19 protein-coding genes and 7 pseudogenes are annotated in these 26,858 nt (G+C 71.3%); 6 read left to right on the top strand and 20 right to left on the bottom strand.

The features are described from left to right. Window positions 1–39: 39 nt before the first annotated feature. The 7 genes from ACWD3C_RS33435 to ACWD3C_RS33405 form a co-directional block, all read right to left on the bottom strand. A complete protein-coding gene (locus tag ACWD3C_RS33435; protein WP_451149914.1) occupies window positions 40–1,845 on the bottom strand; it encodes an ABC transporter ATP-binding protein in 1,806 nt (601 codons plus the stop codon). Beyond that, complete coding sequence (locus tag ACWD3C_RS33430; RefSeq protein WP_451149913.1) at window positions 1,842–3,581, bottom strand: ABC transporter ATP-binding protein/permease; 1,740 nt, start codon at window positions 3,579–3,581, stop codon at window positions 1,842–1,844. Before ACWD3C_RS33430 ends, ACWD3C_RS33435 begins: the two co-directional genes overlap by 4 nt. Further along, window positions 3,578–4,021 carry a hypothetical protein gene (locus ACWD3C_RS33425; RefSeq protein ID WP_451149912.1) on the bottom strand — a complete coding sequence of 148 codons (444 nt, stop codon included), beginning with the start codon at window positions 4,019–4,021 and terminating at the stop codon, window positions 3,578–3,580. The genes ACWD3C_RS33430 and ACWD3C_RS33425 overlap by 4 nt, the downstream gene beginning before the upstream one ends. Window position 4,022: 1 nt before the next feature. Continuing rightward, window positions 4,023–4,844 carry an ABC transporter ATP-binding protein gene (locus ACWD3C_RS33420; RefSeq protein ID WP_451149911.1) on the bottom strand — a complete coding sequence of 274 codons (822 nt, stop codon included), beginning with the start codon at window positions 4,842–4,844 and terminating at the stop codon, window positions 4,023–4,025. Between the two features lie 19 nt (window positions 4,845–4,863). Further along, window positions 4,864–5,853, bottom strand: coding sequence for a FecCD family ABC transporter permease (locus tag ACWD3C_RS33415; RefSeq protein WP_451149928.1), 990 nt, complete (start codon window positions 5,851–5,853; stop codon window positions 4,864–4,866). Between the two features lie 14 nt (window positions 5,854–5,867). After that, the gene (locus ACWD3C_RS33410) at window positions 5,868–6,908 is read right to left on the bottom strand and encodes a FecCD family ABC transporter permease (protein ID WP_451149927.1); all 1,041 of its coding nucleotides are present in this window, start codon (window positions 6,906–6,908) and stop codon (window positions 5,868–5,870) included. 113 nt (window positions 6,909–7,021) lie between these two features. Beyond that, window positions 7,022–7,999 carry an ABC transporter substrate-binding protein gene (locus tag ACWD3C_RS33405; protein ID WP_451149910.1) on the bottom strand — a complete coding sequence of 326 codons (978 nt, stop codon included), beginning with the start codon at window positions 7,997–7,999 and terminating at the stop codon, window positions 7,022–7,024. Between the two features lie 88 nt (window positions 8,000–8,087). On the opposite strand from ACWD3C_RS33405, the gene ACWD3C_RS33400 reads away from it, so the two are divergent. Next, the gene (locus ACWD3C_RS33400) at window positions 8,088–9,287 is read left to right on the top strand and encodes a hypothetical protein (protein ID WP_451149909.1); all 1,200 of its coding nucleotides are present in this window, start codon (window positions 8,088–8,090) and stop codon (window positions 9,285–9,287) included. A 309-nt stretch (window positions 9,288–9,596) separates the two neighbouring features. On the opposite strand, the gene ACWD3C_RS33395 is transcribed toward ACWD3C_RS33400, so the two are convergent. From ACWD3C_RS33395 to ACWD3C_RS33380, 4 genes and pseudogenes are all read right to left on the bottom strand, one after another. After that, on the bottom strand, window positions 9,597–11,414 hold the full coding sequence (locus ACWD3C_RS33395; protein WP_451149908.1) for an ABC transporter permease subunit: 1,818 nt from the start codon (window positions 11,412–11,414) through the stop codon (window positions 9,597–9,599). 6 nt (window positions 11,415–11,420) lie between these two features. Beyond that, a complete protein-coding gene (locus ACWD3C_RS33390; RefSeq protein WP_451149907.1) occupies window positions 11,421–12,944 on the bottom strand; it encodes an ABC transporter substrate-binding protein in 1,524 nt (507 codons plus the stop codon). A 137-nt stretch (window positions 12,945–13,081) separates the two neighbouring features. Continuing rightward, window positions 13,082–13,311: pseudogene (locus ACWD3C_RS33385) on the bottom strand (endo alpha-1,4 polygalactosaminidase); the annotation flags it as partial. Window positions 13,312–13,507: 196 nt separating this feature from the next. Then, window positions 13,508–14,485 (bottom strand): helix-turn-helix transcriptional regulator, encoded by a 978-nt coding sequence (locus ACWD3C_RS33380; RefSeq protein WP_451149906.1) that lies wholly within the window; start codon window positions 14,483–14,485, stop codon window positions 13,508–13,510. A 129-nt stretch (window positions 14,486–14,614) separates the two neighbouring features. Here ACWD3C_RS33380 and ACWD3C_RS33375 point away from each other — a divergent pair, with 129 nt between their 5' ends. Continuing rightward, window positions 14,615–15,355, top strand: a complete 741-nt coding sequence (locus tag ACWD3C_RS33375; RefSeq protein ID WP_451149905.1) for an NIPSNAP family protein — start codon at window positions 14,615–14,617, stop codon at window positions 15,353–15,355. Between the two features lie 54 nt (window positions 15,356–15,409). Here the strand turns inward: ACWD3C_RS33375 and ACWD3C_RS33370 are convergent. Next, window positions 15,410–16,227: pseudogene (locus ACWD3C_RS33370) on the bottom strand (FAD-dependent oxidoreductase). Window positions 16,228–16,424: 197 nt separating this feature from the next. Here ACWD3C_RS33370 and ACWD3C_RS33365 point away from each other — a divergent pair. The 3 genes from ACWD3C_RS33365 (at window position 16,425) to ACWD3C_RS33355 (ending at window position 19,118) form a co-directional block, all read left to right on the top strand. Continuing rightward, window positions 16,425–16,586 carry a hypothetical protein gene (locus ACWD3C_RS33365; RefSeq protein WP_451149932.1) on the top strand — a complete coding sequence of 54 codons (162 nt, stop codon included), beginning with the start codon at window positions 16,425–16,427 and terminating at the stop codon, window positions 16,584–16,586. A gap of 327 nt (window positions 16,587–16,913) precedes the next feature. Beyond that, on the top strand, window positions 16,914–18,239 hold the full coding sequence (locus tag ACWD3C_RS33360; RefSeq protein WP_451149904.1) for a cytochrome P450: 1,326 nt from the start codon (window positions 16,914–16,916) through the stop codon (window positions 18,237–18,239). A 54-nt stretch (window positions 18,240–18,293) separates the two neighbouring features. Continuing rightward, complete coding sequence (locus ACWD3C_RS33355; protein WP_451149903.1) at window positions 18,294–19,118, top strand: methyltransferase domain-containing protein; 825 nt, start codon at window positions 18,294–18,296, stop codon at window positions 19,116–19,118. A gap of 120 nt (window positions 19,119–19,238) precedes the next feature. On the opposite strand, the pseudogene ACWD3C_RS33350 reads toward ACWD3C_RS33355, so the two are convergent. Further along, window positions 19,239–19,445, bottom strand: a pseudogene (locus ACWD3C_RS33350) (hypothetical protein); the annotation flags it as partial. A gap of 419 nt (window positions 19,446–19,864) precedes the next feature. On the opposite strand from ACWD3C_RS33350, the gene ACWD3C_RS33345 reads away from it, so the two are divergent. Continuing rightward, window positions 19,865–20,434, top strand: coding sequence for a DinB family protein (locus tag ACWD3C_RS33345; protein WP_451149902.1), 570 nt, complete (start codon window positions 19,865–19,867; stop codon window positions 20,432–20,434). A gap of 132 nt (window positions 20,435–20,566) precedes the next feature. Here ACWD3C_RS33345 and ACWD3C_RS33340 read toward each other — a convergent pair whose 3' ends face one another. From ACWD3C_RS33340 to ACWD3C_RS33310, 7 genes and pseudogenes are all read right to left on the bottom strand, one after another. After that, complete coding sequence (locus tag ACWD3C_RS33340) at window positions 20,567–21,052, bottom strand: hypothetical protein (RefSeq protein ID WP_451149901.1); 486 nt, start codon at window positions 21,050–21,052, stop codon at window positions 20,567–20,569. Window positions 21,053–21,537: 485 nt separating this feature from the next. Next, window positions 21,538–22,635, bottom strand: coding sequence for a multiple monosaccharide ABC transporter substrate-binding protein (chvE, locus tag ACWD3C_RS33335; RefSeq protein ID WP_451149926.1), 1,098 nt, complete (start codon window positions 22,633–22,635; stop codon window positions 21,538–21,540). 385 nt (window positions 22,636–23,020) lie between these two features. Further along, window positions 23,021–23,179 (bottom strand): annotated as a pseudogene (locus ACWD3C_RS33330) (mandelate racemase/muconate lactonizing enzyme family protein); the annotation flags it as partial. A gap of 365 nt (window positions 23,180–23,544) precedes the next feature. Next, the gene (locus ACWD3C_RS33325; protein WP_451149900.1) at window positions 23,545–24,210 is read right to left on the bottom strand and encodes a polyprenyl synthetase family protein; all 666 of its coding nucleotides are present in this window, start codon (window positions 24,208–24,210) and stop codon (window positions 23,545–23,547) included. Window positions 24,211–24,238: 28 nt separating this feature from the next. Then, a pseudogene (locus ACWD3C_RS33320) lies at window positions 24,239–24,583 on the bottom strand (polyprenyl synthetase family protein); the annotation flags it as partial. Window positions 24,584–25,538: 955 nt separating this feature from the next. Then, a pseudogene (locus tag ACWD3C_RS33315) lies at window positions 25,539–26,621 on the bottom strand (IS1380 family transposase); the annotation flags it as partial. Between the two features lie 56 nt (window positions 26,622–26,677). Continuing rightward, window positions 26,678–26,858: pseudogene (locus ACWD3C_RS33310) on the bottom strand (hypothetical protein); the annotation flags it as partial.

Genomic DNA, 26,858 nt, shown 5'->3' with positions numbered 1-26,858 from the left:
CCGGAGGGCTGCTCGTACGGTCACGGCGGCGCACGGGGTTCAGGACGGCGCGACGGCCAGCACGCGGTTGAGCGCGCTGTCGGGGCGGGCCGTGAGGTCGTCCCAGGTTCCCTCCTCCGCGACGCGGCCGGATTCGAGGACGGCGATGCGGTGGGCGCGGCGGATGGTGGCGGGGCGGTGGGCGATGACGATGGTGGTGCGGTTGCCGTCGGCGAGCGCGGCGGCGAGTTGGGCGTCACCGGCGTTGTCCAGGTGGGCGGTTGTCTCGTCCAGCACGAGGACGCCGGGCTCGGCCAGCAGGGCGCGGGCGAGGGCGATCCGGGCGCGCTGGCCGCCGGAGAGGGTGGAGCCGCGCTCTCCGACGAGGGAGTCCAGGGGGGCGATCCCGTCGACGCCGCACAACCGGGCCGTTTCGGCGAGGAGGTCGTCGTCCGCGTCCGGTGCGGCGAGGCGCAGGTTCTCGGTGAGGGTGCCGTGGAAGAGGGGGGTGTCCTGGCCCACGACGGCGACGGCACGGCGCAGTTCGGGGTCGGCCAGGTCACGGAGGTCGACGGGGACGCCGTCGCCGGGTACCAGGCGGATCGCTCCCTCGGAGGGGTCCCAGAAGCGGGCCAGCAGATGGGCGCAGGTCGACTTGCCGGCCCCCGAGACGCCGACCAGGGCGAGCGTCTGCCCGGCGGGAACCGTCAGGTCGACCCCGTCCAGCACGGGCCGGCCACCGTAGTGGAAGCTCACCTGGTGCAGCCGGACGCCCAGCGGGCCCGGTGGGAGGAGGCGGGGCGAGGCGGGCGGCGGGGCGAGAGCGGGGGCTTTCAGGGCGGCGTCGACGCGGGCGGCCGCGGCCCGCAGGCCCATGGCCTGGCTCAGCGCCCTGGCCGACTCGGCGACCGGGCCCAGCACCGACAGGGCGAGCGCCATCGCCGCCGGGGCCCATGCGCCGTGCAGTCGCCCGGAGGTCACGGACTGCGCGGCGGCGGCGACCACGCCGAGGACCGCGAGCACGATGAGGGTGTCGCGGACGGCGGCGGCCATGGCTTCCCAGGTGGCCTCGGCTCGCTGGGCCGCTCCCACCCTTCGGCCCTGTTCGGCGAGACGGCCCCGGCGGTCGGCCAGCGCGCCGAAGGCGAGCAGTTCACGCAGTCCGTCGACGGTTTCCACGGTGTCCGCCGAGAGCTTGGCGGAGGCCGCCCGGGTACGGGCACCCCGAGCCGCGCGTCCGCGGGCGTCGGCGAAGGGTGCCACCGCGAGCAGCCCGGCGACTGGGAGCACCGCCGCCAGCAGCCAGGGCTCCACCGTGGCCAGTGCCGCGGCTCCGCCGGTGAACACCACGCCGGATGCGAGGAGTTGGGCCGTGGTGTGGGCGTAGAAGAACTCCAGCGCTTCCACGTCGGCCATCGCGGTGGCGGCCAGGTCCCCGCTGCGCCTGCCTGCCACCCGGGCGGGTGCGCTGCGGGCGAGCCCGTCGAACACCCGCACCCGAAGCGCGGCCAGCACCCGGTAGGCCAGGTCGTGCGAGAGGTCCATCTCGCGCCAGGTCATCAGAGCGCGTACGAGGACGAGGGCGATCAGAGCGGTGACCGTACCGGCGGAGGGGGCGCGGTCGTCGATGACGGCGGTGCCGACGGTGTGCGCGGCCAGCGTCAACAGCGCGACCAGCGAGCCCTGTTCGGCGAGTGCGGCGGCGCAGGTGCGGGCCATCATGATCCGGTGCCCGGCGAGGGCGGGCAGCAGGGCGCGCAGTGAGCCGCGCGGGGGCATGGACTCGTCGGTGGCTCTGCTGTGCGTGGTGTCGGTGTCGGTGGCGCTGCTGTGCGTGATGTCGGCGTCGGTGGTGCTGCTGCTCATGCGGCGAGCCCTCCTTCGTAGGCGTGGCCCGCCTTGACGAGGTCGGCGTAGACGCCCCCGGCCTCGACGAGGGCGGCGTGCTCGCCGACGGCGTCCACGTGTCCGCCGTCGAGCACCACGATGCGGTCGGCGTGCCGGGCGGCGGCGAGCCGGTGGGCGACCACCAGGACGGTCCTCTCGCCCGCGGCGTTCAGCAGTTCACGGACGATGTCCGCCTCGCGGCGTTCGTCGACCGCGCTCGTCGCCTCGTCGAGGACGAGCACCGGAGCGTCGGCGAGCAGGGCGCGGGCGAGGGCGAGGCGCTGGCGCTGCCCGCCGGAGAGGGTGGCGCCGCGTTCGCCGAGGACGGTGGCGTAGCCGTCGGGGAGGGCGGCGATCTCGTCGTGGATGCCGGCGGTCCGTGCCGCGCGTATCAGGTCGTCGTCGGTGGCGGCGGGACGGGCCAGGCGCAGGTTGTCGGCGATGGTGGCGTGGAAGAGGTAGGTCTCCTGGGAGACGACGGCGATGCCCTGGCGCAGCGAGTCGAGCCCGTACTCGGTCACCTCGCGGCCGTCGAGGGTGATCCGGCCCTGTTGCGGGTCGCGGTGGCGCAGGAGCAGGGCGAGCAGGGTGGACTTGCCGGCGCCCGAAGGGCCGACGATCGCGGTGGTCTTCCCTGCCTCGGCGGTGAAGGTGACGCGGCGGAGCGCGGGCGCCTCGGCGGCGTCGTAGGTGAACTGCACTTCCTCGAAACGTACTTGGGGTGGCCCCTGCCAGTGCGCCGGTGCCGTTCCCGTGTCGGGGACCGCGGGTTCGGCGGTGCGCAGTGCCCGGAGCCCGTCCGCGGCCGACACGCCCAGGTACCCGGCGTGCCACTCGCGGGACAGGTCGCGCACGGGCCGGAAGCACTCGGCGGCCAGGAGCAGCACCAGATAGGTACCCGTCGCCGTGGTGGATCCGGTGACGGCCGACCAGCAGGCGAGCAGCGCGGCGGCCGCGGTACCGCCCTGGATGGCCAGGTCGGTGAGTCCGGTGTCGACGAGCGACACCCGGAGCTTGGCGACGGTGGCCCGGTGCAGCGCCGCCGACCGTTCCTCCAGCCGTTGCCGGGTGCGTCCGACGGCGCCCGCGGCCCGTAGCGCGGGCATGCCCTGCAGTGCTTCGAGGTAGTCGGCGCCCAGGCCCTCGTACGTGTCCCAGTGCTCCTTGCCGCGCCGGGCGAGGAGCCGGTCCCAGGCTCGCGGGCCGAACAGGGCGAGCAGCAGGGCGGGGACGAGGCCGAGGAGGGCGGCCGGTTCGACGGCGGCCAGGGCGGCGAGCAGCAGGGGTGGCACGGTGAGGGTGATGAGGAGCTGGGGCAGATAGCGGGAGACGTAGGCGTCGACGCCCTCGACTCCGTCGACGAGGGTGGTGCGGACGGCTCCGGCGCGTGCGGTCGTGAGGTGCGCGGAACCCAGCCGTCCGAAGTGGGCGAGGAGTTCGTCCCGCAGGTGCACCCTGACGTCCGCTCCGGCGCGGGTGGCGGTGCGCCGCTGCCCGTAACCGAGTCCGGCTCGGACGGCGACGACGCCGAGCACCGCCGCGAGGAGCGGTGCGAGCCGGTCCGTGTCGCCTCGGGCGACGTCGGCGAGGGCGAGGGCGAGCAGTACGGCCTGCGCGAGGTGGGTGAGGGTGACGGCCCCCTGCAGGAGGGTGGCCGCGAGCAGGGGGCGCCGGGCGTGGCGTGCGGCGCGGCGCAGCTCGGGGTGGACGATCACGAGGTCCCCTCGTCGGAGTGGGTGGTGCCGAGGGCCAGGCCGTGGACGATCCAGTCCCGGCCCGGCGGGGCGCCGAGTGCGGCCCCCAGGTCTGCCTGTTGCCAGCTGCCGACGGGGCGGCCGACCAGGCCGTGTCGGCCCGCGGTCACGTGGGCCAGGTGGACGGCGAAGCCGGCGCGCAGGTGGGTGCGGCGGATCCGCGGGGCTTCGGCGTCGGCCGGGCAGCCGTGGCCGAGCAGGACGGCGCCCGCGTCGGCGATCCATGCCTGGCCCGCGGCCCAGGCGGCGAGCGTCGGCCGGGCCTCCCCCGCGGCGAGGCGCCGCAGTGTGCCGTCCGGCGCCGGCTCGACGAGTTCGGGCCGCGGTTCACCGACGGCCACGCACCAGGCGAGCTCACCGGCACCCGCTTCGGTGGCGGCGGTGAGAGCGCCGCACGTCACTCTAATGAATATGATTTTCATATTCCATATCTGGGAGGGGGTGATCCGGGTAACACACCGGCCAGCCTCCCTCGGGGTCCCGCCCGACCCGGCCCGCCACTTTGAGGACGTCCGCGAGCAGCCCTGGTGTGACGACCTCCTTCGGCGTCCCGTCCGCCACCACGCGGCCGTCCCGCAGCGCGACGATCCGCTCGGCGAACCGGGCGGCGTGGGCCAGGTCGTGCAGCACCATCACCACGGTGAGGCCGCGCTCCTCGCGCAGCCGCACGACGGTCCGCAGCACATCGAGCTGGTGGTGCAGGTCCAGGTAGGTGGTCGGCTCGTCGAGCAGCAGGACACGGGTGTCCTGCGCGAGCGCCATCGCCAGCCGGACCCGCTGCCGCTCGCCCCCGGACAGCGCGTCGACGTCACGCTCGGCCCACTGCTCCACGCCGATGTCGCGCAGGGCACGCCGTACGACGTGGTCATCGCCCTCGCGGAGCATGCCGAGGGGGCCGCGCGCCGCGTACCGCCCCTGCCGGACGAGATGACGCACCGTCATGCCGGGCACGGCCGGGGCCGACTGGTGCAGGAGCGCGACCCTGCGGGCGGTGGCACGCCGGGAGAGCCGGGCGAGGTCGTCACCGCCGAGCAGTACGCGCCCCTCGTCCGGCCTCAGCAGCCCGGCGGCCAGCCGCAACAGGGTCGACTTGCCGCAGCCGTTGAGGCCGATGAGGGCGGTCAGCTCCCCCGGTTCGACGGTCACGTCGACACCGCGCAGCACGGGTCGGCCGGGGAAGCCGAAGTGAAGTCCCTCGACGTGGATCCCCACGGGTTCGGTCATGCTCTGTCCTTCGTCGACATCAGAACGTTCGGCTCGGCGCGCGGCGTACGACGACCAGCAGCAGCGCGGCTCCCAGACACGTGGTGAGCGCCCCGACCGGCAGCGTGAGCCGTCCGGAGTCCAGCGCGACCGCCAGCAGCCGCGACCCCAGCTGCGCCGCCGCGTCCGCGCCGCACACCACGGCCGCGCCCACGAGAGCGGCACCCGGCAGCGTCACCCGCAGGTCCGCGCCGAACAGGGCGACGGCGACGTGCGGCACGAGCAGCCCCACGAAACCCAGCGCTCCCACGGCGGCCACCGCACCCGCCGTCAGCGCGACCGCGCACAACAGGGCGAGGGTCCGGGCCCGTGCGGCGGACAGTCCGGCGGCATGTGCGAGTTCGTCACCGCAGCGCAGCAGCGTCAGCGGCCCGGTCATCAGCCACGCCGCGGCGCCCCAGGCCAGTGCCCACGGCCACAGCAGGTGCCAGTGCTGCCACACACGGCCGTCCGTCGTGCCGACGAGCCACTGGACGACGCTGCCGAGCTCACCCGGCGCGACCAGCAGCACCATGGCGGTGAGCCCGCCGAGCACCGCCGAGACGAGCACGCCGTGCACGGCGATCTGCGCGGGGTCGCCCCGGCCCCGCCCGGCGAGCAGCCACAGCAGCGCGGCTCCGGTACACCCGCCCACGCAGGCGGCCACGACGACGGCGAGGGGCGATTCCCATCCCGCGAGCCCGAGACCGGTCGCGGTGACGGCCCCGAGCACCGCACCCGGCGTCACGCCGGTGACCTCGGGCCCGGCCAGGGGGTTGCGCAGGGCGGACTGCAGGACCAGGCCCGCCACACCGAGGCACGCCCCCGCGCCGAGGGCCACCAGCATCCGGGGCAGGCGGAGTTGGAGCAGGATGTGCCGCTCGGTCGCGTCACCGCCCCCGCCGAGGACGTCCCAGACCGCCGCCGGGGACATGCCCCTCCCGGCCAGCACATCCGCACCGGCACACAGGACGACAAGGACGGCGAGCATCGCGAGACGCCGTCTCACCGGACCTCCTCCGCCCCGGTCGGCGCGGCTTCGGGACCGGTCGCCCGCGGCTCCACGCGCACGGCACCGGAGCCCGCCGCTCGTCGCGGAACCCTCGGCGTCCGCTTCCCCGACCGCAGCAGGGCGACACCGGCGGGCACACCGAGGAGGGCCGTCCAGGCGCCGGCCGGGGTCTCCACGGGGGCCAGCGCCAGCCGGGCCGGGATGTCGGCGACGGCCACCACGACGGCGCCCCACGCCGCCGACCAGGGCAGCCAGCGCACCGCGCCGGCACCGGGGTTGAATCGCCGGGCCAGGTGCGGGGCGAGGAACCCGACCCACGCCACCGGCCCGCACACGGCCGTCACGGGCGCGATCAGTACGACGGCGATGGCCAGCGCGGCGAACCGGGCCCTCTGTGCGCGGACCCCCAGCGCCTCGGCGTCCTCGTCCCCCAGCCGCAGTACCGAGAGCACCGGCGCGCACAGCACGAGCGCGGGCACCGCGACGAGCAGCCAGGGCCACAGCCCGGTGACGTCGTCCCAGGTACGGGCGGACAGCGAGCCGAGCAGGTACCGGTAGATCAGCTGGAGGTCGAGCTGGTCGGCCATCACCATGAGCACGAGCAGCGCGGCCTGCAAGGCGGCGGCGACCGCGGCACCGGTGAGCAGGACGGCGGACGGGCTGCGCCCCAGCCCGGCGGCGAGCAGCGTGAGTCCACCGCCGAGCGCGGCCCCGCCGATGGCCAGCAGGGGCTGGACGACGGCGGGGAAGGACACCGCCAGCACCAACGGCGCTGCGACCCCGAGCGCGGCCCCGGACGACAGGCCCAGCATTTCGGGAACGGCCAGTGGGTTGCGCAGCGCCTCCTGGAGCACGAGCCCTGCCGCGCCCAGGCAGGCCCCGGCGATCAGCGCCAGTACGAGCCGGGGCACGCGGAGTTCGGTGACGACGATGCCGGCGAGCGTGGTGTCCGCGTCCAGCAGCGCCGCGGGCAGCCGGTGGAGCGGGACGTAGGGCGTGCCCAGGCTCAGCGCGCAGCCTGACGCCGCGGCCAGCAGCACGACCAGCACGGCGAGTTGCCGCTTCCCACCGGACGGCGGGAACCGCACGGACCGCCGTCCGCCCGGGGTCGGGTCGCCTGCCGCGGTGTCGGTCGCGGTGGGTGTGCTCACCGTAGTGCGGCCGTGGCCTCGTCGAGGACGATGCCCAGCGAGCGGGTGCCGCGTCCCTTGGCCCACACCTCGGAGTCGACCTCGTGGACGTCCCCGTTCTTCACGGCCGGGATCTTCCCCCACAGCGGGTTCTTCGCCAGCTTCTCCGACAGCTTGCCGTCGCTCTCGCCGAAGCTGATCGTCTCGACGAACAGCACGTCCACGTCGGCGGCGAGTATCTCCTCCAGGCTGTAACTCCCCTCCACGCCACGGGACTTCCAGGGATATTCGGCAAGCTTCGGGAACAGGCTGGCCGCCACGTCCCCCTCCGGGGTGGCGACGCCGAAGTTCTCGTCACTGCCGTAGATGACGAGCGCGGTCTTGTCGCTCCTGCTCTTCTCGGCCTCTGCGAGCTTGGTCCGGAAGGTCTTCTCGGCCTTCTCGCCTTCGGCGGTGCGGCCGGTGAGCGCGGCGGCATCGCGCAGGTATCCCACGCTGTCCTGCCATGTTTCGGGCTGCATGGGCCAGAACGTGGTGGCACCCTTCAGGGCCGGGGCGAGCTTGCCGTGCGTGTCCTCAAGGCCGATCACGAGATCGGGCTTGTGGGAGAGGATCGCCTCCACTTCGGGGGCAATGAACCCGCCGGGGATGATGTCGACCTCCTTCACCCTCTCCTCCCCCAGGAAGTCGGGGTGGGCGAGGAGCGCGTTGTTCGTGGCCGTGGGGACGATGCCCAGCTCGGTCAGGATGTCGTCGCAGAGCGCGAACAGGCAGACGATGCGCCGTGGTTCCTCCTTCAGGGAGACCTTGACGCCGTTCGCGTCGGTCAACTCCCGCGTCGCCTCAATGGGTTCCACCGTGACATCGGTCTTCGCACCGGCCGCGGCGGCCTCTTCGCCCGCCGGTTCGGTGGACGCGCCGCATCCGACCAGGACGGACCCCACTACCGCTGCGGTGATCCAACTACGGACGAATCTCGACGGTGAGCGCAGCATCGATGCCCTCGCTTCTTCTCATGGACCCGGAACGCACCGAAGATACATGATAATCGTTTTCATCAAATGCCCTTTCTGGAGGACCTCGATGAACACCGGCCCGCTGCTGCTCGTCTCCGACCACGTAGAGGGTTCCGTCCACGTACTGACCGTGCCGGACGGCATCGAGGCGTACCGTCTCACCGGCCGTCACCTCTCCGAGCACGCCGGCTTCCTGGCACTGCCGGGCGTGCGGACGGCCTGCGTCGACGACCGCAGGGGCGAACTGCTCGTGCTCGACCCGTTCGGCCACGAGCTGATCGAGGCCGCCGTTCCGGTCGCCGTGCCCGCCGAGCACCTCGCCTGCGACCCGTCCGGCCGGTGGGTGGCCGTCACGACCGGCCTGGGCAAGAACGGCAGCCCGTGGTCGGATCTGCTGACGGTCGTCGACCTGACCACGGGAGACACGGCCCGGGTGCGCACGCGCGTGGGCGAGCCGGGGGTGACGGTCCTGGGCAACGGCGACCCCCTCGTCGTCCTGCGCCACCGGGAACCCGGTGCGCTGGCCGTCCACCGGTTCGCCGACCTGCTCGGCTCACCCCCCGGCTGCCCGCCGGTCACGCCCCACGCGCACCTCCCCCTGCCGGACGACGGGCACGGCGACGCCCGAGCCCCGCGCGACGGCCTCGTGTTCGCGGCCACCGGCGAGGGGGTTCACCGGGCGCGCCACGAGGGCGACGCGCTCGTGCCGGAGCCAGTGATCCCGTGGGGCGCACCCGCCCGGGGCTGGTACCTGCGCCTCGCCCCGAGGCGGCGGACGCTGTGGTCGACCCTGCGGGGCGGCCCTGCGGACCCGCTGCGATGGCCGCAGTGGACCAACCAGGCGTGGCGCCACGACCTGGCGACGGACCGCACGACACTGACGGACCTCGGCCCCGGGCTGGTCTTCCGGCTGGCCCTCGCCAAGGACCACACCGCGTTCACCCGCATCCACCCGGACGGCGACGAGCTGATCCTTCTGGGCGCCGACGAGACCGTACGCCGCCTCCCTCTCCCCGCCATGGCCGGCGCCCCCCCCCGTCGCGGAGGCACCCCCTGGGAGGGCGTCCAACGCCGTGCGGTGGCTGCCTCGCCGGGAACCGACTGGGTCGCCGTCACCCGCGGCGGCCACGGAGCAGCCCACGTCTTCGACGCCCGGACGGCTTGCGAAGCAGCCCCCTTGAAGCTGGGCACGCCCCTGCATCACGGCGGCCACGCGATGCTGCGCACGCAGGGCGACGGCGCCGAAGGCGATCCGGTGGGCCGGTGACAGCCATCGCGCATGCGCCCGTCGCTCGTTCGCCGCAGGGGGCCTGTGACGTGTGCGGGCGCAGCCGGTCCGGTCACACCGCCATCCGGTGTCGCCGCCGTCCGGTGACGACGGCACGAACTCGACGTAGGACCGGGGGCTTACGGCACCGCTGGAACGGCTGACCGGTGTGGTGCGGCCACCGCCTCCCTCACGTACGCCACCGCCTCCCTCACGTACGTCAGCTCACCGGGCCGTCGGCTCACCCGCAGGCCGTCCGCCACGACAGGCCGTTGTCCGTGGCCCGTGCCGACCGCACTCCCCTCCCGGTCACCCGCTCCCGAGGCGGACATCGCGCCGCCTGCCGGTCCGGCGTCGGGATCTGCCGCCTCCCGACGCCGAACCGGACAGGGCGAGAACGGAGAGCAGCACGAGCGCGCAGGCGGGGCCGAGTACCGTCCAGGGGGCCAGCTCCACGTAAGGCTGGTTCTCCGACAGCAGGCGGCCCCACTCCGGAGTGGGCGGCTGTTCGCCCAGGCCGAGGAAGCCGAGAGAGGCGAGTACGAGGACCGTGGTGGGCAGCCGCAGCAGGGCGTTGCGCAGGACGGCGGGCAGTACCGCGGGCAGCAGGTGGTGGCGCAGCAGGTACGAGGGGCCGGCGCCGAAGGAGATCGACGCGAGCAGGTGGCCGCTCGCCCGTTCCTGTTCGAGGAGCGCCGCGGCCTGGGCGGCGTAGGGGCTCCAGCCGACCAGGCACACCGCCAGCGCGGCGCCCCACACCGACGGCCCGGTCACCGCCGTGGTCAGCAGTCCGGCGAGGACGGCCGGCAGCGTCGACACCACTTCCGTCAGGCCCGCGCCCACCTGTGTCGCCATGCCGAGCAGCAGCCCGGTGACGATGGTGACCACCGTGACCGCGAGGGCCACGCCCGCCGTACGCAGGGCCCCGTGGCCCAGCCGGGCCAGCAGATCACGGCCGAGGGCGTCCGTGCCCAGGGGGTGCGCGGCCGAGGGCGGCAGCAGTCGGGCCGCCGTGTCCACCTGCAGGGGATCGCGCAGCAGTCCGGCCACGACCAGGGTGAGCAGGGTGATGGCGCAGAATCCGATGATCCAGGGCAGTGAGCGCGGCCGTGGGAGGAACGGCGCGTGCAGGGCGGGCAGGGCGCCGTCCCGCAGGGCGGGGCCGAGGAGGGCGCGGCGCAGGGCCCGGATGAGCAGGCCGGCGACGACGCCGAGCAGGACGAGGACCAGCGTCGCGGCCTGCAGCGGCGGCAGGTCCTGGGCGATGGCGGCGTCCAGGGCGAGTCGGCCGAGTCCGGGGATGTTGAAGATCTTCTCCACCGCGACCGCGCCGCCGACCAGGGCCACGACGGTCGGCAGGAGTTGTGGGAGCACACCGGCCAGCGTGCGGCGCAGTGCGTGCCGGGCGATGTGGTGGGGCGAGAACCCGTAGGCGTGCCAGGTCCGCGCCCAGGGCTCGTGGAAGGCGGCGGGCAGCGACTGGTCGAGCAGACCACCGATCACCGCCCCGGACGGCACGCCGAGGGCGAGCGCGGGCAGCACCATCGACGCCGGTCCCTCCCAGCCGCTGGAGGGGAACCAGCCCAGCCATACCCCGCACACGGTGGCGAGCAGGGAGGCGAGCAGGAACTTGGGCAGCGCGGCGAGGACGGCGGCCCCGGTGCCCGCCCGGCCCTGCCGCAGGCGCCGCCGGGATCCGAGGTGCAGGGTGCGGGCACAGACGAGCGCGGCCACCGCGATCGTGACCACGAGTGCGCCGAGCATCATCGTGAGGGAGACCGAGAAGGCGGTCGTCACCTGGGGCAGGACCGGTTCGCCCGACACCCAAGAGGTGCCCGCGTCGCCGCGCGGCAGTCCGCCCAGCCAGTGCGCGAGATGTGCGAAGGGCCCCTGGTCCAGGTCCAGCTGTTCGCGTACGGCGGCCAGTTGGGCGGGGGTCGGCGCCTGTTCGCCGGAGCGGGCGCGCAGGACCGTCCGCGCGGGGTCGGTCCCGGACAGCCAGGGCAGCAGGGCGACGGCCGTGAGCAGCGCGGTCCCGGCGACGACACGGCCGGCCCCCGCGCGCCACTGGGCCGGGCGGACACCGGCACCCATACCGGCACCGGTGCCCGCCGACGTGACGCTCATCCGCTGCTACTTCAGGTGGGTGTCGGTGTTGACCAGGGAGCGCTCGCGAGGATCGAGGAGTACGTCCTCGACCTCGGTGCTGATGCCCTGCACGACCTTCTCGTGGACCAGCGGTACGACGGCGTCGGTGCGAAGGATCTCCGCCTCGGCCCGCATGATCTTCTGCTGCCGCCGCTGCGTGTCGCTCTCCTCGGCCGCGGCCTCGATGGCCCGGTCGACGCCGGAGTCCTTCAGTCCCGCGATGTTGTAGACGCCGTCGCTGGTGTAGTCGCTCGCGAGGTATGCGACCGCGTCCCCCGTGTCGAGGAGCGTCACCCGGGAGAACACCAGCGCGTCGTACCTGCCCGCGAGGAGGTCGGCCTCCATCTGCGTGTACTCGCGTACGTCCTGCTTCACGGTGAACCCTGCCTTCTCCAACTGCTGTTGCAGGACCGTCGCGGCCTCGGGGAGTTCGGCGCGGTTGGTGTAGGTGGCCAGGCGCAGCACCTTGCCCTTGGTCTTCGACGTGACCTGTGCGGGGGTCGCGGCCCCGGCGCGGCCGGTCACGTCGACACGGGTGTCGGCCGCCCAGGGGACGGCGGGCCCGAACAGGCCCTGCGCGGGGTCGGCGTACCCGCCGAAGACGGAGTCGACGAGGGCGCTGCCGTCGACGGCCTCGCGGACGGCGGCGCGCAGCGTGGCGTCGGTGAGGATGCCGCTGCCGGTGTTGAGGATCAGGCTGTCGGTCCGCACGGAGGGCACTTCGTGGCGGGTGTCCTGGTCGAGGAGGGCCGCCTGGGCGGTGGGGATCCACTCGGCGATGTCGACGTCGCCGCCGCGCAGGGCGTTGGCGCGGGCGGTGCCGTCGGCTATCCAGGTCACGTCGATGCCGGACGCCTTGGCCTTGCCGCCCCAGTAGCCGTCGTAACGGTCGAGCGTGGCCTTGCTCTTCCCGGTGAGCTTGGTGATCTCGAAGGGGCCGGTTCCGGTGCCGACCGGGCTGGCGGTGCCGTCCTTCGCGTACGCCTTCGGGGAGAGGATGCCCAGCGCCGGGCTGGCCAGCCGCAGCGGGAGCACCGGGTCGGCGGTCTTGGTGCTGATGGTGACGGTGTCGGCGTCCTCGGCCTTGGCGGTGAGCGTCACGTCGCTGAGGACGCGGGGCTTGGTCTCGGCCTCGTTCGCATGGTCGAGGGCGTTGACGACGGACTCGGCGGTGACCTCGGTGCCGTCCTGGAACGTGGCCTCGCGCAGCTCGAAGGTCCAGGTGGTGGCGCTCTCCTGGGACCAGGACTTCGCCAGCGCGGGCGCGACGATCCCGTCCTCGCCCAGCGCCGTGAGCCCCTCGGCCACGGAGAGCTTGCTCAGCACGGTGGCGTCGTTGCTGTACGGCGACAGGGCCTGCACCGGCGGCACCGCGAGGGCGACCCGCAGCCGACCGCCCGACTCCGCCTCGGCATCCGCACCGGAGCCGTCCGCTCCTGCCACGAAACAGCCGGCCAGCAACGGGCCGAGAGCGAGCACGGCGAAGAGGCCGCGGGAGGTCGTGCGCATGGTGGGTCCTGTCGTACGGGGGTGGGTCACGCCCCGGCGCACGGAGTACGGCGACAGGGCCACGTCAGCATATAAGGCAAGCCTTACCATCCCTTCAGGCGGGTGGGCGCGCACCGTCCAGAACTCCCGCCCCTCGTTCAGCAGGGCTTGCGCCACACACCGAGTTGCGGCTGTTTCACCATCGACGACAGGTCCAGCCGGCGGGACTCGGGGCAGAAGCTGCTCCTGGGTTCCGTGTACTCCAGAACACCGCCTTGCCGGCCTCGGTGAACGGAGCGAGTTCCGCGCACTCGTCGTACTGTGCGCACTCCTCGTCGACCGCGAAGTCGAAGTGGCCAGGAGCTGGGGGGAGCTGCGGAGGGTCGTGGACGGGCCGACCTGACGCCGGCCGGGCTCGCGGGAGTTGTCCGAGCCGATCCAGGTGATGTCGTTGTCGTCGAAGGCGGGCGCCAGGTCGGGGTTGTCCTCGGGCTGCTGCGGCAGCACCTGGCTGCAAGACCATGTGAGACGGAATCGGGTCGTAGTCTCAGGTGACATTGCCTCGCCGGATGCGCGTCCTGGCGTCAGTGGAGTCCGTAGGCTCGGGCGAGTACGCCCACGGTGGCCGTCATGGCCTGGCGCAACTCGGCCGGTGCGACGACCTCTACGTCGATACCGAGTCGCAGCAGCTCGCCGCAGGCGTGGTCGGTGCTCTCGGTCGGGATGACGGCCTCGACCCATCCGTCGCCGCCGACGGCGGTCGCGGTGGAGTCGACTGCCCGCACCACCTCCGGGGGGACGTTGTCGGGCAAGCGTCGTCGTCCCCGCGGGGACAGGCGGATGGTGGCTGTGCCGGTGTAGCGGCGTGTCTGGAAATCGTCGAGGTAGGAGGTCCAGTACACGCCCAGGTCGAAGCCCTGCGGCCGGTCGAACCGCTCCTCGCTCAGCACCGCGTCGAGGACTTGGGCAGCCCGGTAGGTCGCGATCCGGCTCTCCGCGGCGGCCACGAGGTACCAGATACCGGATTTGAGCACCAGGCCGTATGGGCGAAGGCGGCGATGCACCTCCTGCGGCGCGCGCCAGCGGCGATAGCGCACGTCCACCGCCCGCCGGGTGAGCACCGCGTCGACGAACAGGGGCAGATGCGGCGTCTGTTCGGGTTCCCGGTACCAGCCGGGAGCGTCCAGGTGGAACACCGCCGCGGTCCGCGCCGCCTCGTCACGCAGTCTCGTCGGCAGCGCGGTCAGCAGCTTCAGCCGTGCCGCGGTGACCTCCGCCGCCAGGCCCAGGTCGGCGGCGGGCCCGGGCAGTCCGGCGAAGACCAGTGCCCGTGCCTCGCCCTCGCTCATCCCGGTCAGGCGGGTGCGATAGCCGTCGATCAGCTGATAGCCGCCCCCGCGGCCCGGCTCCGCGTAGACCGGGACCCCGGCGGCCTGCAGGCGCGCCAGGTCGCGGTAGGCGGTCCGCACGGACACCCCCAGCTCGTCGGCGATTCCTCGCGCGGACATGCGGCCACGGGATTGCAGCAACAGCAGAAGTGACAGCAGGCGACCGGCAGGCATGGGCGCAATTCTCCTCCGGAAACCCTGACAGCATCTGACACACGGCTCCCCTAGCGTCGATCCGCGTCCGGCTCCCACCGAACGAGCCGACATTCATGCCCGGACAAGAGCACCGAACAGGAGTCCGCTGTGCCCCGAACCGATCCCGTCGGCCGCCCCGCTGTGATCGAGCTCCGCCAGTACACGCTGCGTCCCGGCCGGCGCGACGAGCTCATCACGCTGTTCGACCGGGAGCTGGTAGAGACTCAGGAAGAGGCCGGGATGGCCGTGCTCGGTCAGTTCCGGGACCTCGACGATCCGGACCGCTTCGTCTGGCTGCGCGGGTTCGGGGACATGGAGGTACGGCACCGCGCGCTGACGGCCTTCTACGACGGACCCGTCTGGGCCGAGCACGGTCCCCAGGCCAACGCCACCATGATCGACTCCGACGATGTCCTGCTGCTGCGGCCCCTGTCGGCCGGGAGCGACTTCGTCGGCCGCCCGTCCGAGCGCCCCCAGGCCGGTGCTCCGGAACCGGACCGATTCGTGTCCGCCACCATCTGGTCCTTCCCTCCCGGACGGCACGACGGCATCACGCTGATCCAAGACGGTCTCCTCCCCGTGCTCCACAACACGGGACCCGCGCCGCTTGCCGTCCTGACCACCGAGACAGCGCACAACACCTTCCCAAGGCTGCCGGTCCGCACCGGAGAGAACGTCGCCGCGGTCTTCACCTCCTACCCCGACGAGAGTGCGCAACGCCGGCACCTTGCCGAGGTGCAGGCCCACCCCCTCACACGGGACGAGATCCTGCCGGGCATCGAGCGGGAACAGACCGCAGCCCCCCGGACACTTCGACTGGCGCCCACAAGCCGCTCGCTCATCTCCTGACTCCTGAGCTGACAACTCAAGAGAGACAAGGGGACGGATGGGACTCCACTGACTTCACCGCCCCGCAGAAGTGGCAACCTCGGTGCTGCGGGGGAACATGGCCTGCTCGTACTCGGTGAGCGCGGCCTCGACGTCGTCGGGGTGCGCGGCGGCATCGGTGAAATCGATGGCGGCGAACCAGTCCTGCGGCTGGGCAGCGCCACGTAGGTGTGAAGGGTGTCGCCGCTTTCCCGGTGAGCGAAGATCTCCTTGCCCGGCGCGGGCGCGATCATCGACCCGCTGCCGACCGCTTTCGCGGCGGCTGGGTGCCGGGTGGCGGCGTCGAACAGGTAGGTCTCGACGAACGACGTGCCGGCGTACTCGGGGGTGGCGGTGGAGAGCAGCGGCCGGACCCGTGACCACGCGCCGTCCGCGCCGGGCAGCAGGCTGGTGACGACGGTGCTGCCGTCGGCGAACGTCACCGCGTGGCGACCCTCGCCGAGGGCGCGGGTGCTGCTGACCTTGTGCCCCTACCGGACGGTGCCGGCCGGGAGTGAGTCGAGCAGGATCTGTCGCAGCTCGCCGCGCTGCACCTCGGGGCGTCCGCCCGTGCCGTCGTCGGCTTTGTCGAGCAGGACGGTCCCGTCCCGGTCGAGGACCCGCATCGTCTGGCGGCCCTCCAGGACGATGGCGTGGAACTCGTCCATCAGGCCGGCCGCCTTGAGGGCGAGTTGCCCGTTGTAGTCGTGGATGTCGAGCATCCCGCCTTGCGTGCGCGCCGACGGGGAGGACTCGGCTTCGTAGACCGTGACCGGGATTCCGTGGACGTGCAGGACGCGGGCCAGCGTGAGTCCGCCGAGTCCTGCGCCGATGATCGTGACGGGCGGGTGCATGGTGGCTCCTTCGGAATCGGGCCGCCCGGTGAGCTCCGGCCGGCCGTCTCCGGAAAGGTGCCAGGCCCCGCCGACGAGCCGCCGACATCGGACCGACAGCCCCCGGCAGATGACCGACTCCGCGGCTCCGCCGCCCGATCCACCCGGGTCAAAGCGCCGATCAGCCATGAGGAGGCTCAGCGCACGATCTGACGCGGATGTTCCTCAGGCCCCGAGTCGGCCGAAGGCGGCATGACGGCGCGGCAGCGCGGACGGACGGCCTCAAGCCGGCCACCGACGCCCCCGTCCGGAAGATGAGCTTCTTCCGGGACCGCTTCCTGACGGCCTACGGCTCCACTCCGCATCCGTCGGAGGGCTGACGCATGCGGTCGACGAGTGTCTCGCGGAGCGCGGCGGGGCGCTCGCCGACCGCCCATATGCATCACTCGCACGGCTCGTGCATCAGCGGTGCCCCATTGCGCCGTACGGCAGTTGCGTCGGCCGGCAGTACGGTGTAGAGGGAGCAGCCGATGCACGGGACTTCGTGATCACCGGAGGGAAACGGCTTCGCCCCGTGCCGGGTGTGCCGTCCTGCTGCTGTCCCTCCTGCGCAAGACACCACACCCATCCTTGCCGAACCCCGAGCGGACCTTGCCGTACACCTGGCAGGCGTGCTGCTCCCGAATGTGATGGATCCGATGACATCCATGACTTCGATCCCCACTGCCCCTGGCCGATTGCCGCTGCTCGGCCACATCACTCCGCTGATGCGCGATCCGCTGACGTTCCTGACCTCCCTGCCCGCACATGGTGACCTTGTCCGTATCGGCCTGGGCCCCTTCACCGCGGTGGTGGTGTGCGACCCCGAACTGGCTCAGCACGTGTTCCTCCATGACCGCGTCTTCGAAAAGGGCGGACAGTTCCTCGATCGCGCCCGGGAGGCGATCGGCGACGGCGTGTCCGTCTGCCCGTACTCGGTGCACCGCCGCTTACGACGGCTGATGCAACCCGCGTTCCACCCCGACCGGCTCCGTGGCTACGCGGCCTCGATGACCGAGCAGGCCGCCGCGGTCGCCGATTCCTGGCGGCCTGGACGGACCGTCGACCTGATCGCCGAGATGCCGGTTCTCACCGCGACCACGACCGCCGCGACCCTGTTCTCCACCACCGTGCCCGAGTCCACGTTGCGCGAGATGCTCGACGACGTCACGGACATCTTCTACGGCGTCTTCCGCCGCACCATGATGCCGCCACTGCTGGATCGGCTGCCCACTCCGGGCAACCGCGCCTTCGAACGCGCCATCAGCCGTATGCGCGCGGCGCTCAATGTCATCATCGCCGAGCGCCGCGCCGAAGACATCGACCACGGAGACCTGCTCTCGGCGGTCCTGTTCGCTCGCGACACCAGCGGCAACGGCCTCGACGACGACGAGGTCTGTGCCCAGATCGTCAACTTCTTCCTGGCCGGCACCGAGACCACCGCCGCCGCGCTGGAGTGGGCGCTGTACCTGCTCGACCAGCACCCGGACATCGCCGACCGCCTGCACGCCGAGGTCGACACCGTGCTCGCCGGCCGCCCCGCCCGCTACGACGATCTGCCCCGGCTCGAACTGACCCGTCGTATCGTCCTCGAAACCCTGCGGATCCGGCCACCGATCTTCTTCACCACCCGCACGCTCCCCGAGGCCGCCGAACTCGCCGGGCATCCCTTGCCCGCGGGCACCACGATCGTCGTCAGTGCCTACCTGATCCACCACCGCCCCGACCTCTACCCCGACCCCGACACATTCGCCCCCGATCGGTGGCCCACCACCGCAGGCCGCACGCCCCGCAGCACGTTCATCCCTTTCAGCGGCGGCGCCCGCAAATGCATCGGAGACGACTACGCCATCACCCAGGCCACCATCACCCTGGCCACCATCGCCGCCCGGTGGCAGCTGCACACCCTCCCCGGTCAGGATCTCCGCATCGCGTTGTCGGCCGCCCTGCGGCCACGCGAACTCCGTATGCGCGCCACCCCCAGGACGCCGTAGACGGCGCCCGATCCCTGTCATCACCTCACTGCTCGGAGACAAGGCAGGTACGTCATGACGCGATCCCTACCGACCCCGGACGATGTCGGTGACATGTACGACCAGTCCACCGCCATGCTCGCGCAAGCCCTGGGGGGCAGCATCCATCTCGGCTACTGGGAGGACGAGCACGACCGCGCCCCGATCGCCGAGGCGTCCGAGCGGCTGACCGGGCTCGTCGCCCAGCGGCTGGACCCGCACCCCGCGGACCGTCTTCTCGACATCGGCTGCGGCACGGGCCGTCCCGCACTCCAGATCGCCCGCGACCACGAGACCCGCGTCACCGGCATCACGGTCAGCTGTCACCAACTCTCGCTGGCCAGGGCCGCCGCCGAAGAAGCCGGACTCGCGGACCGGGTCGGCTTCCAGCTTGCCGACGCCATGAAACTGCCCTTCCCCGACGCGTCCTTCGAGGGGGCCTGGGCCATCGAGTCACTGCTGCACATGTCCGACCCGGGCGCGGCCCTGGCGCAGGCCGCCCGTGTGGTGAAGCCGGGAGGGCGGCTGGTGGTGGCGGACCTCTGCCTGCGGGGGCCGGTCGGCGGCGAGCGGCGGACCGTGGTGGAGGGGATCGCCGACACGTTCCAGGTCTCCCGTTTCGCCACCCCTGACGAATACCACGACTACTTCGCCGACAGCGGCTGGGAACTGAGCGAGTTCACCGACGTCGGCGAGCACGTGAGGGCCGCCTACGGATACGTGGCGGCCTTCATGAGGGAACTGGCGTCCACGACACCGGGCCCGCAGGGCGAACAGATGAGTGCGGGTGCCGACTTGGTCGACGCCTTTGCCGTACTTCCCGAGATGGGTTACGTACTCGTCACCGCGCTCCGGCTCTGAGTGGGCGGGGTGCTCGGGCCGGTCGGCGACCTGATCGCTTCGAGTCAAACACGGCCAGAGGCGCGGCCCTCGCCTGAGCCCCGCCCGTCCCGTCACGAGGTGATGCGGGCGGATACGGCCGTCCAGGCCGGTGGTGGTGGCGAGTGCGCCGTCGGGGTGGAAGGCGAGTCCTCTGACGGCACCGGTATGCCGTGTGGCGGCGCCCTTTCGTACCGGTCGTCCGGGACGTGAGACGTCCCACGTGGTGATCGCCCCGGCTTCGTCACCGACGAGCAAGGTGCGGCTGTGTGGGCTGAAGGCCAGCGCGGTGGGCTTTCCCCCTGCCACGGGGATGTCTCCTGCGGACCTGGGCCGACTGTTCTGCGCGACCTGCCAGAGCCGTACGACGCCCTTTTCGGTCGGTGCTGCCAGCAGCGCGCCGTCCGGGCTGAAGGTGAGGGCCTGGGGTTCGGACCTGGCGCCGCCGAGTGTGCCGGGCAGGGTGGGCTGTGTCCTCTTGCCGATGTCCCAGAGTTGCACCGCCCCGCCGTGTCGGGCCGCTGATCGGGCGCCAAGCCATCCGTCGCGGGACCTTCCGGTCCGTCCACGACCTCAACGCCAAGATCCGCGCGTTCATCGACGGCTGGGACGACCGCGCACCCCCCGTACGTCCGGACCAAAACTGCCGACCAGATCCTCAAGAACGCCCACCGTGAAGAACACTTCGAACGCAGGGCACTGGCGAACTTTGGCCCTCACGGACGATCATGGGACGCATGAGTGACCAACCCGCACGATGGAGCCAGGCAACGGTCTACCCCGACATGTGGGCTGACCCGGACGACGACCCCCGCAACAGCGAAGGTGTCAGTCCGGACGGCGAGCTTGCGACGCTGCAGGACTTCCTGACGGGCTACCGCCTGACCCTGCGGATGAAGTGCGAGGGCCTGGATGCGGAGCAACTGGCCCGTCGGTCGGTTCCGCCGTCGACGATGTCGCTGCTCGGCCTGCTTCGGCACCTCGTCGAGGTGGAACGGGACTGGCGCAACTGGATCAGCGACGGTGATCCGCTGCCGAAGCTGTACGGCGAGGATGACGCGGACTTCGACGGAGCTGTCGCCGAGCAGGCCGAGGTCGACGCTGCGTACTCCGCTCTGGAGCGCGAGCAGGCCGCGACCGACGCCGCGCTGGCCGAGCACCCGGATCTGAGCGAGCGTCTGGGGAAGGACGGGATCGCAGTTCGAGAGCTGATGGTGCACAGGATCGAGGAGTATGCCCGTCACTGCGGGCACGCCGACCTGTTGCGCGAGTGCGTCGACGGAAGGGTAGGCCAGTGACGAGGGCCGGGGGTTGCATCCGCCGCCGGAGGCGCATGCAGGATTGTGGTGAACGACAATTCGGCCCGGACACTCCTCACGATCCAGCCGGACTCCCGCAGTAGTTGAAGCGCGAGCACAGTTCGTCCACGCTCAGCGGAAGCGGCTGCCCGCGCCGTCCTCGGCGAGGAGGCGACCGTCGTACCCAAATGTGGAGACGGCCCAGTCGAGGCCATCAACCGGCTCGGGGCCGTGTTGGCCAGCGCGCAACCCGCCGTGCGTGAGCCCCTGGAGAAGCCGGCGCCCCAGGCTCGTCGCGCACTGCGCGATGATCGGTGAGCCCGTCGTCGCCGAGGCGCGCTGGCTGTCGGTGTCGGCCGCGGCGAGGTCGTCGAGGAGCTGTGCGGCGGACAGCAGGCTGGACTGGCCGTAGTGCTCGGCACCGTTGATCGTGTTCGGGACGTGGACGATCGGGATGAAGTCCAGCTGGAGATCGAGGCGGTTGAGGATCTCGCCGTCGGCGTCGGTCCGGAAGCGGGCGCGGGCCAGGGTGAGCGCGTGACCGTCCAGCTTCTGCTCGACGCACTCGATGTCCAGCAGGACGCCGGCCGGGCCCTGACCGACGACCTCCGCACACAAATCGAGGAAGTGCAGAGCCGGTTGCGGGCAGGGCCGAGACCCATCTCGAACACGCCGTCTTCAACAAGGTGTAACCGGCCCCCTGCGGCCCCGTAACGTCTGCGAAGCCCCGCCCACGAACCGCTGCCGAAGAACATCGAAGGCACCCGCGCCAAGCGGAAACACCTCGTCAGGCTCGACGCCTCACCAAGGTCGACACGGGCAGCTTCACCCGGAGCCAGTAACCGAGCGGACGGCCCGCGAACCCCGACCGACGCAGGCGTGGTTCGCGGGCCGTTGGAGCTCCCGGAGCAGAAGTGTGCCGCCGCGCGACCGGCGCTCTTCTCGTACTGTTCCGCCGGTGCGGGCGAGTTCCCTCAGGACGGCGCAGTTCAGCCGCCGACGAGAACCGTCGCGTACCCACGGGCCGACGTCCGCGTGTGAGTCAGCAGGCTGACCACCAGGATCACGCTCGGGGCGAGAGGGGTTCCGCCATGATCGTGCGGCTACTTGAGCTCGGCGGCGGTGTAGTAGCCGCCCGCGACCAGAACATGCTCGTAGTTGGTCTTGTCGACGCTCTTTGGCTGCAGCAAATAGGCGGGCACGGCCTTGGCGCCGTTGTTGTAGGACCTTCTGTTGTTTATCCTCGGCGTCTTGCCGTCGAGTATGTCGTCGGCCATGCCTGAGGCGACCTCGGCGAGCTGGCGGAGGTCCTTGTAGACGGTCTGCGACTGCTCTCCCGCGATGATTGACCTCACCGACGCCAGTTCGGCGTCCTGACCGGTGATGACCGGGAGGGGCTTGCTGCCGGAACCGTAGCCGTCCGACTTCAGCGCGGACAGGATGCCGAGGGAGATGCCGTCGTACGGCGACAGGACCGCGTCGACGTTGACGCTCCGGTACGACGCGGAGAGGATGCCGTTCATGCGCTTCTGCGCGGTGGGCCCGTCCCAGCGCAGGGTGGTGATCTGGTTGAGTTTGGTCTGGCCGGACTGGACGACCAACTGCTTGCTGTCCAGGAATGGCCGCAGGAGATCCATCGCGCCGTCGAAGAAGTATTTGGTGTTGTTGTCGTCGGGAGAGCCGGCGAACAGCTCGATGTTGAACGGCCCCTTGCCGTCCTCCAGGCCGAGCTTGTCGATGATGTAGTGGGCCTGGAGCCGGCCGACCTGCTCGTTGTCGAAGGAGACGTAGTAGTCGACGTTCTTGGTGCCGAGGATGAGCCGGTCGTAGGAGATCACCGGGATGTCCGCGTCGGCGGCCTGTTGGAGCACGCCGTTCAGCGACTTGTTGTCGATGGCCGCGATGATCAGTGCATCGACGCCCTGGTTGATCAGGTTCTCGATCTGTGAGACTTGGGTCTCCGGGTCGTCCTCGCCGTAGACCAGCTTGGTTTCGTACCCCTTGGCCTGCAGGTCCTCGACGACGCTCTTGCCGTCGGTGAGCCAGCGCTCGGAAGCCTGAGTCGGCATGGCGATACCGATGGTGCCGCCCTGGGAGCTGCCCTGGGAGCTGCCCCCGCCGTTCTGACCGCAGGCGGACAAGGTGAGGGCGAGCGAGGCGGCTCCGGCGATGGCGGCGAGGACGGCTCTTCGGTTGCGCATGGTGATCTTTCCTTGTTCTTCTCGTCGTTGAGAGGACGACGGCGTATCAGACGTCGGCGGGGAAGCGGTGGAGCGGGCCGGGCCGCCGGCGAGCAGGCCGAGAGGGAATGAAAGCGCCGTACCCGCTCGCGGGCGTTCGTCCAGGGTCAGGTCCCGCAGATGGGCGCCGTACGGATAGATCCCGGGCGCCCTGGACAGACCGAACTTCAGGTGGAGCGGTGCGCCGCGGCGGATCAGTTCGGCGACCTCGTGGATCCGCACGTAGCCGCCGAGGTCGTCGGGGGTCTTGGTGCACATGGTTCAAGGGGAGTGAACAGCCCAGCGGATCTCGCTGAAATGATTGAGGGTCAGGTCGCCCGGCACGTTGCTTGAGTCGGTGCCCAGGCGCCTCGGTGCCCCGCAGATCGCCGATCAGTACGTCGGTGCGGCCCGGCATCCAGGGCTCGCCGACTCTCGTGATCCCTCTGCCGGTGTGCACCTGTACGTACGTCAGGCTGCGCCACGGCGTTCCGGCCACGTGTGTGCTGATTCCGGTGATGCGCAGGGCACTTGCCTTTCAACCGTTCGAAATGTCGTCACATGGTCGAAATATTGGCGTGACCTTAAGAGGGGGTGCACGGGGAGTCAACGGGGCGAACAGGAATGATTCCAGAAAGTTACTGGAGATCACCTTCGGTCTCCGACAGAACCGTTGTGGCGACGCCTGGTACTCCAGCTGGACTTCTGCATTTCCAGAGCGTTCCGTTTCCCGCTCGGCGGGCTTGCGTGGGCGGGGGTTGTCCAGTAGCGCGGGCAGCATCACAGGGCCAGGGCGGCGGCCGCTCCACCCGGAAGCCGGAACACAACCACAGACCCGGGCGGCACCGAAACCGAACCGGCGCGATGCCGTCCCGGCCGCGTCACGTGGACCTACATCCGACGGTTCATGGCCAGATCGGCGATGGTTACCAGCATCCGCTCCCCGTCCGGCTCAGGGGACACCGAGGCCAGTCGGTCGAGAGCGAGAGCGAGAGCATGCTGACGTACGGTCTCCCGCTGCGTCCGCCACAGTCCCCCTGCGGCCTCTATCAGGACGGCCGCCTGTCGTGTCTCGGTGTCCGACAGAGGTTGCGGACGGCCGTACAGCTCGGCCAGCCGCCGTCCGGCATGTGTGCCGCTGGACAGCGCCGCCACCACCGGGAACGACTTCTTGCGCCGATGCAGGTCCGTACCGACGGACCTCCCCGAGATCCCGCTGTCGCCCCAGGTGCCCAGGAGGTCGTCGGTGAGCTGAAAAGCCAGGCCGACGTGGTGTCCGAACGCGCGCATTCCACTGATCCGGCCCGGCCTGGCGTTCACCGCCATCGCGCCCAGTGCGCACGCGCCGGCGAGCAGGGATGCCGTTTTGCCGGAGGCCATCCGCAGGCAGTCCTCCAGCCGGAGATCGGTGCGCGTCTCGAAGGCCAGGTCGTCACCCTGGCCTTCGAGCAGACCGACCAGAGCGTCGGTCAGCTCCCGGACAACGGCTGGGGTGAGCTCGGAATCGTGGTCGGTGATCAGCGCGCTGAGCCGTGGCCAACAGCGCGTCTCCCGCAAGGATCGCCTGGGCGTCGCCGAAGAGTGACCAGGCTGTGGGACGGCCCCTGCGAATGTGGTCGTTGTCCATCAGATCGTCATGCAGCAGCGAGAAATTGTGTACGCGTTCCACAGCAACCGCCGCACGCACCGCCAGTGCGGCGGGCCGGCCGCACACCTGCGCGCTCGCCAGCGCCAGGGCGCCACGTATCCCCTTGCCCCAGTCGCCCTGCGCCGGATCACCGACCGCGTCCCGCCAGCCGAAGTGGTAGCACGCCACCGTCCGGACCGGCTCGGGCAGCCGGGCGACCGTCTTCCGGAGCACGGGGCCGGTCACCTCGCGGGCGCGGCGCAGGAGTTCCCAGGCGTCAACGGTGCCCGGACGGGGGGCCATGGTCATCGTTCGGCCTCCATGAGCTGTGCTTCGAGGTATTCCTCCGGTCGCTCCACGCCGCCGTCCGCGGTGGAGTGATAGCGCTTCGTACGGGTGATTGACCATCACCATCGGCACCCCGAACGGACGGCAACGGAATATGTCGCCGTACCGCTCCCGGCTGCGCGACAGGAAGGCCAGCGGGTCACGTTTGAAGGCCAGCGATCCGCCGAATCCGTCACTGAACCTCACGGACGGGAGGTCTTCGAGCTTCTGCATGCGATGCCTCACTGCGTATGCGCGAGCGCTGTTGTCGGGAACCGCCACGGATCCGAGTGCCATGGGTATGACAAAACGCGATCCGAGCTGTACGGGCCTTGGGGCAGGTGGTGGGCAACCCGGGCAGCGCAGACCGCGCTCGCGGCAACGGGAGGCCTCTGACCCCACCCGTCGCCCCGGGTGCGCAATGGGATGCAACCGCTCCGACGTGATGCGTCAAAGTCGGTAGGACCGAGTCTCGCCGAGGGGATGCGATGGCGGGAACCGCCCCCGTGGCCCTCCGCGGAAATGGCAACCTTGATGCCATTTCCATGTACTGGCCAGTCCGGTCGTTCGCGGCCCTGTTTGCTGCTCCATAACAGTATGACAGGTTCCGTGGCCCTGAGAAGTCGAAAAGTACGTCCGGGATTGGCCAGCGCGTGAACAGACGGTCTCATCATTCTCTGACGTTGACTCAAATTTCTTGAACAGGGAATGAGTTACCTGGAATTTACAGAGCGCAAGATAATACGGCGAGGTTCGCCTTAACCTCGATCCTGCATGAGGGTCCGTCAGCTTGCTGACGGACCCTTTCTGCTTGTTCGGGGTGGGGATTTCTGCGGGTGGGCATGCTGGTGGCCCGGCCTGTCGCGCCGGGTGGGCGCCGGGTTCCACGCTCCGGGCGGTGGTGCTGCTCGTAGGGACGGGAAGTCGCTGGTCAGCCTGGGTTCGGCAGGGCTTCAAGCCGTGACAGGGCATCGGTGATCACACCGGTCCATGGCCAGTGCCGGGCGAGTCGGAGGATGCGGCGTCATCCGGTGGTGACGAACTGGGCACGGCGGCGGAGAACAGCCGCAGCGCAGGCGGCGGGGCTCCCACTGGCGGGACTTGCCCGTCAGGGCGAGCATGGGATTCCAGGCGAGCAGGTCGAGGGCGGTCTGGATGATCTCCAGCCAGATCTGGTTCTGTGCGGCGTCGTGCAGGGGGAGGTTGCGCAGGCCGGTGGTGCGGGCGGCGCGGATACGGTCCTCGGCCCCCGCGCGCTGGCGGTGACGCAGCTCCAACGCGGCGATCGGGTTGTGCTTGGTGTTGGTGGCGAAGCACGTCAGGCGCATCCCGTCGGCGTCGGTGAAGCGCAACTGGGCACCGGGGTACGGCCGTTCCTTGCGGACGATCAACCGTATCCCCTTGGGCCGGCCTTTCAGGCAGTCTCCGTCGAGTTCGGCCGCCCAGGTGCCGTCGCGGATCCCGCCACCGGGTTCGATGGCCACCGTCCACGCGGCAGCGGGGATCTTCAGGACGGCCTGGTGGATGGCGTCGGTGATGGTCATCCCGACCGAGTACGACGCCACCGGCCCCTGGCGGACAGCCAGTTGACGAACTCGTGCGTGCCGCCGCCGGACTCGGAGCGGATCAGCTTCCGGCGCCCGCGGCGGTAGGTCTTGGGCAACTGGGCCAGGGCCGGCTTCGCGGCCTTGATGTGTTCGGCGGCAGTGTTGGAGCCGGCGTTGCCGGGCCGCAGCAGGGCCACGACCGGTTCTCCGGACCCGCTGCGGCCATGGTCGACAAACCCCGTCAGCGGGTGGTGCCCGAACGTCTTCTTCCAGGTCGCGACGGCGTCCTGTTTCTCGGAGTGCGCGATCACGAGGACGCCGTCGAGGTCCACGGTGACCTGCCCGCCCGCGTCGGGCGCCCGCTGGCCTGGCCAACTGCCAGACATGCGCGCGTACTTCGGCGCGGGCTTGCTGGAGCGCGGCCAGGGCCTGCTTCCCACCCCGCCGAGCGTGTCGATCAGCCGGGCGTCTGCCATCTCCGTGTTCGCGGAGAACGGGCGGCGGTCTCGACCATGACCATGCCCTAGACCTGGCGTTCGGTGCTGATCGTGATCTCCAGCCAGCGGATCACCTCCGAGGGGCTGAGGCGCGAGGGGTCGAGCTGCTGCAGCTGGGCGGCGGGGGGGGCGGCGGCGGGGGGGGGTGGCGGGTCGGGGGGTTGTGGGGGGGGGTGGGGGGTGCGGGTGGTTTTGGGTTGCTCGCGC

The sequence above is a fragment of the Streptomyces sp. NPDC002845 genome (assembly GCF_053591955.1).
The sequence above is the reverse complement of the archived record's forward strand: the minus strand, read 5'-3'. Positions and strand labels throughout refer to the sequence as shown.

Coding starts and splice junctions, on each gene's coding strand:
- ACWD3C_RS33345 (WP_451149902.1), top strand. CDS start 19,865: ATGGGACGCATGAGTGACCAACCCGCACGATGGAGCCAGGCAACGGTC.
- ACWD3C_RS33420 (WP_451149911.1), bottom strand. CDS start 4,844: ATGACCGAACCCGTGGGGATCCACGTCGAGGGACTTCACTTCGGCTTC.
- chvE (WP_451149926.1), bottom strand. CDS start 22,635: ATGCGCAACCGAAGAGCCGTCCTCGCCGCCATCGCCGGAGCCGCCTCG.
- ACWD3C_RS33405 (WP_451149910.1), bottom strand. CDS start 7,999: ATGCTGCGCTCACCGTCGAGATTCGTCCGTAGTTGGATCACCGCAGCG.
- ACWD3C_RS33360 (WP_451149904.1), top strand. CDS start 16,914: ATGACTTCGATCCCCACTGCCCCTGGCCGATTGCCGCTGCTCGGCCAC.
- ACWD3C_RS33390 (WP_451149907.1), bottom strand. CDS start 12,944: ATGCGCACGACCTCCCGCGGCCTCTTCGCCGTGCTCGCTCTCGGCCCG.
- ACWD3C_RS33355 (WP_451149903.1), top strand. CDS start 18,294: ATGACGCGATCCCTACCGACCCCGGACGATGTCGGTGACATGTACGAC.
- ACWD3C_RS33435 (WP_451149914.1), bottom strand. CDS start 1,845: ATGAGCAGCAGCACCACCGACGCCGACATCACGCACAGCAGCGCCACC.
- ACWD3C_RS33365 (WP_451149932.1), top strand. CDS start 16,425: ATGTTCCTCAGGCCCCGAGTCGGCCGAAGGCGGCATGACGGCGCGGCA.
- ACWD3C_RS33395 (WP_451149908.1), bottom strand. CDS start 11,414: ATGAGCGTCACGTCGGCGGGCACCGGTGCCGGTATGGGTGCCGGTGTC.
- ACWD3C_RS33380 (WP_451149906.1), bottom strand. CDS start 14,485: ATGCCTGCCGGTCGCCTGCTGTCACTTCTGCTGTTGCTGCAATCCCGT.
- ACWD3C_RS33415 (WP_451149928.1), bottom strand. CDS start 5,853: ATGCTCGCCGTCCTTGTCGTCCTGTGTGCCGGTGCGGATGTGCTGGCC.
- ACWD3C_RS33400 (WP_451149909.1), top strand. CDS start 8,088: ATGAACACCGGCCCGCTGCTGCTCGTCTCCGACCACGTAGAGGGTTCC.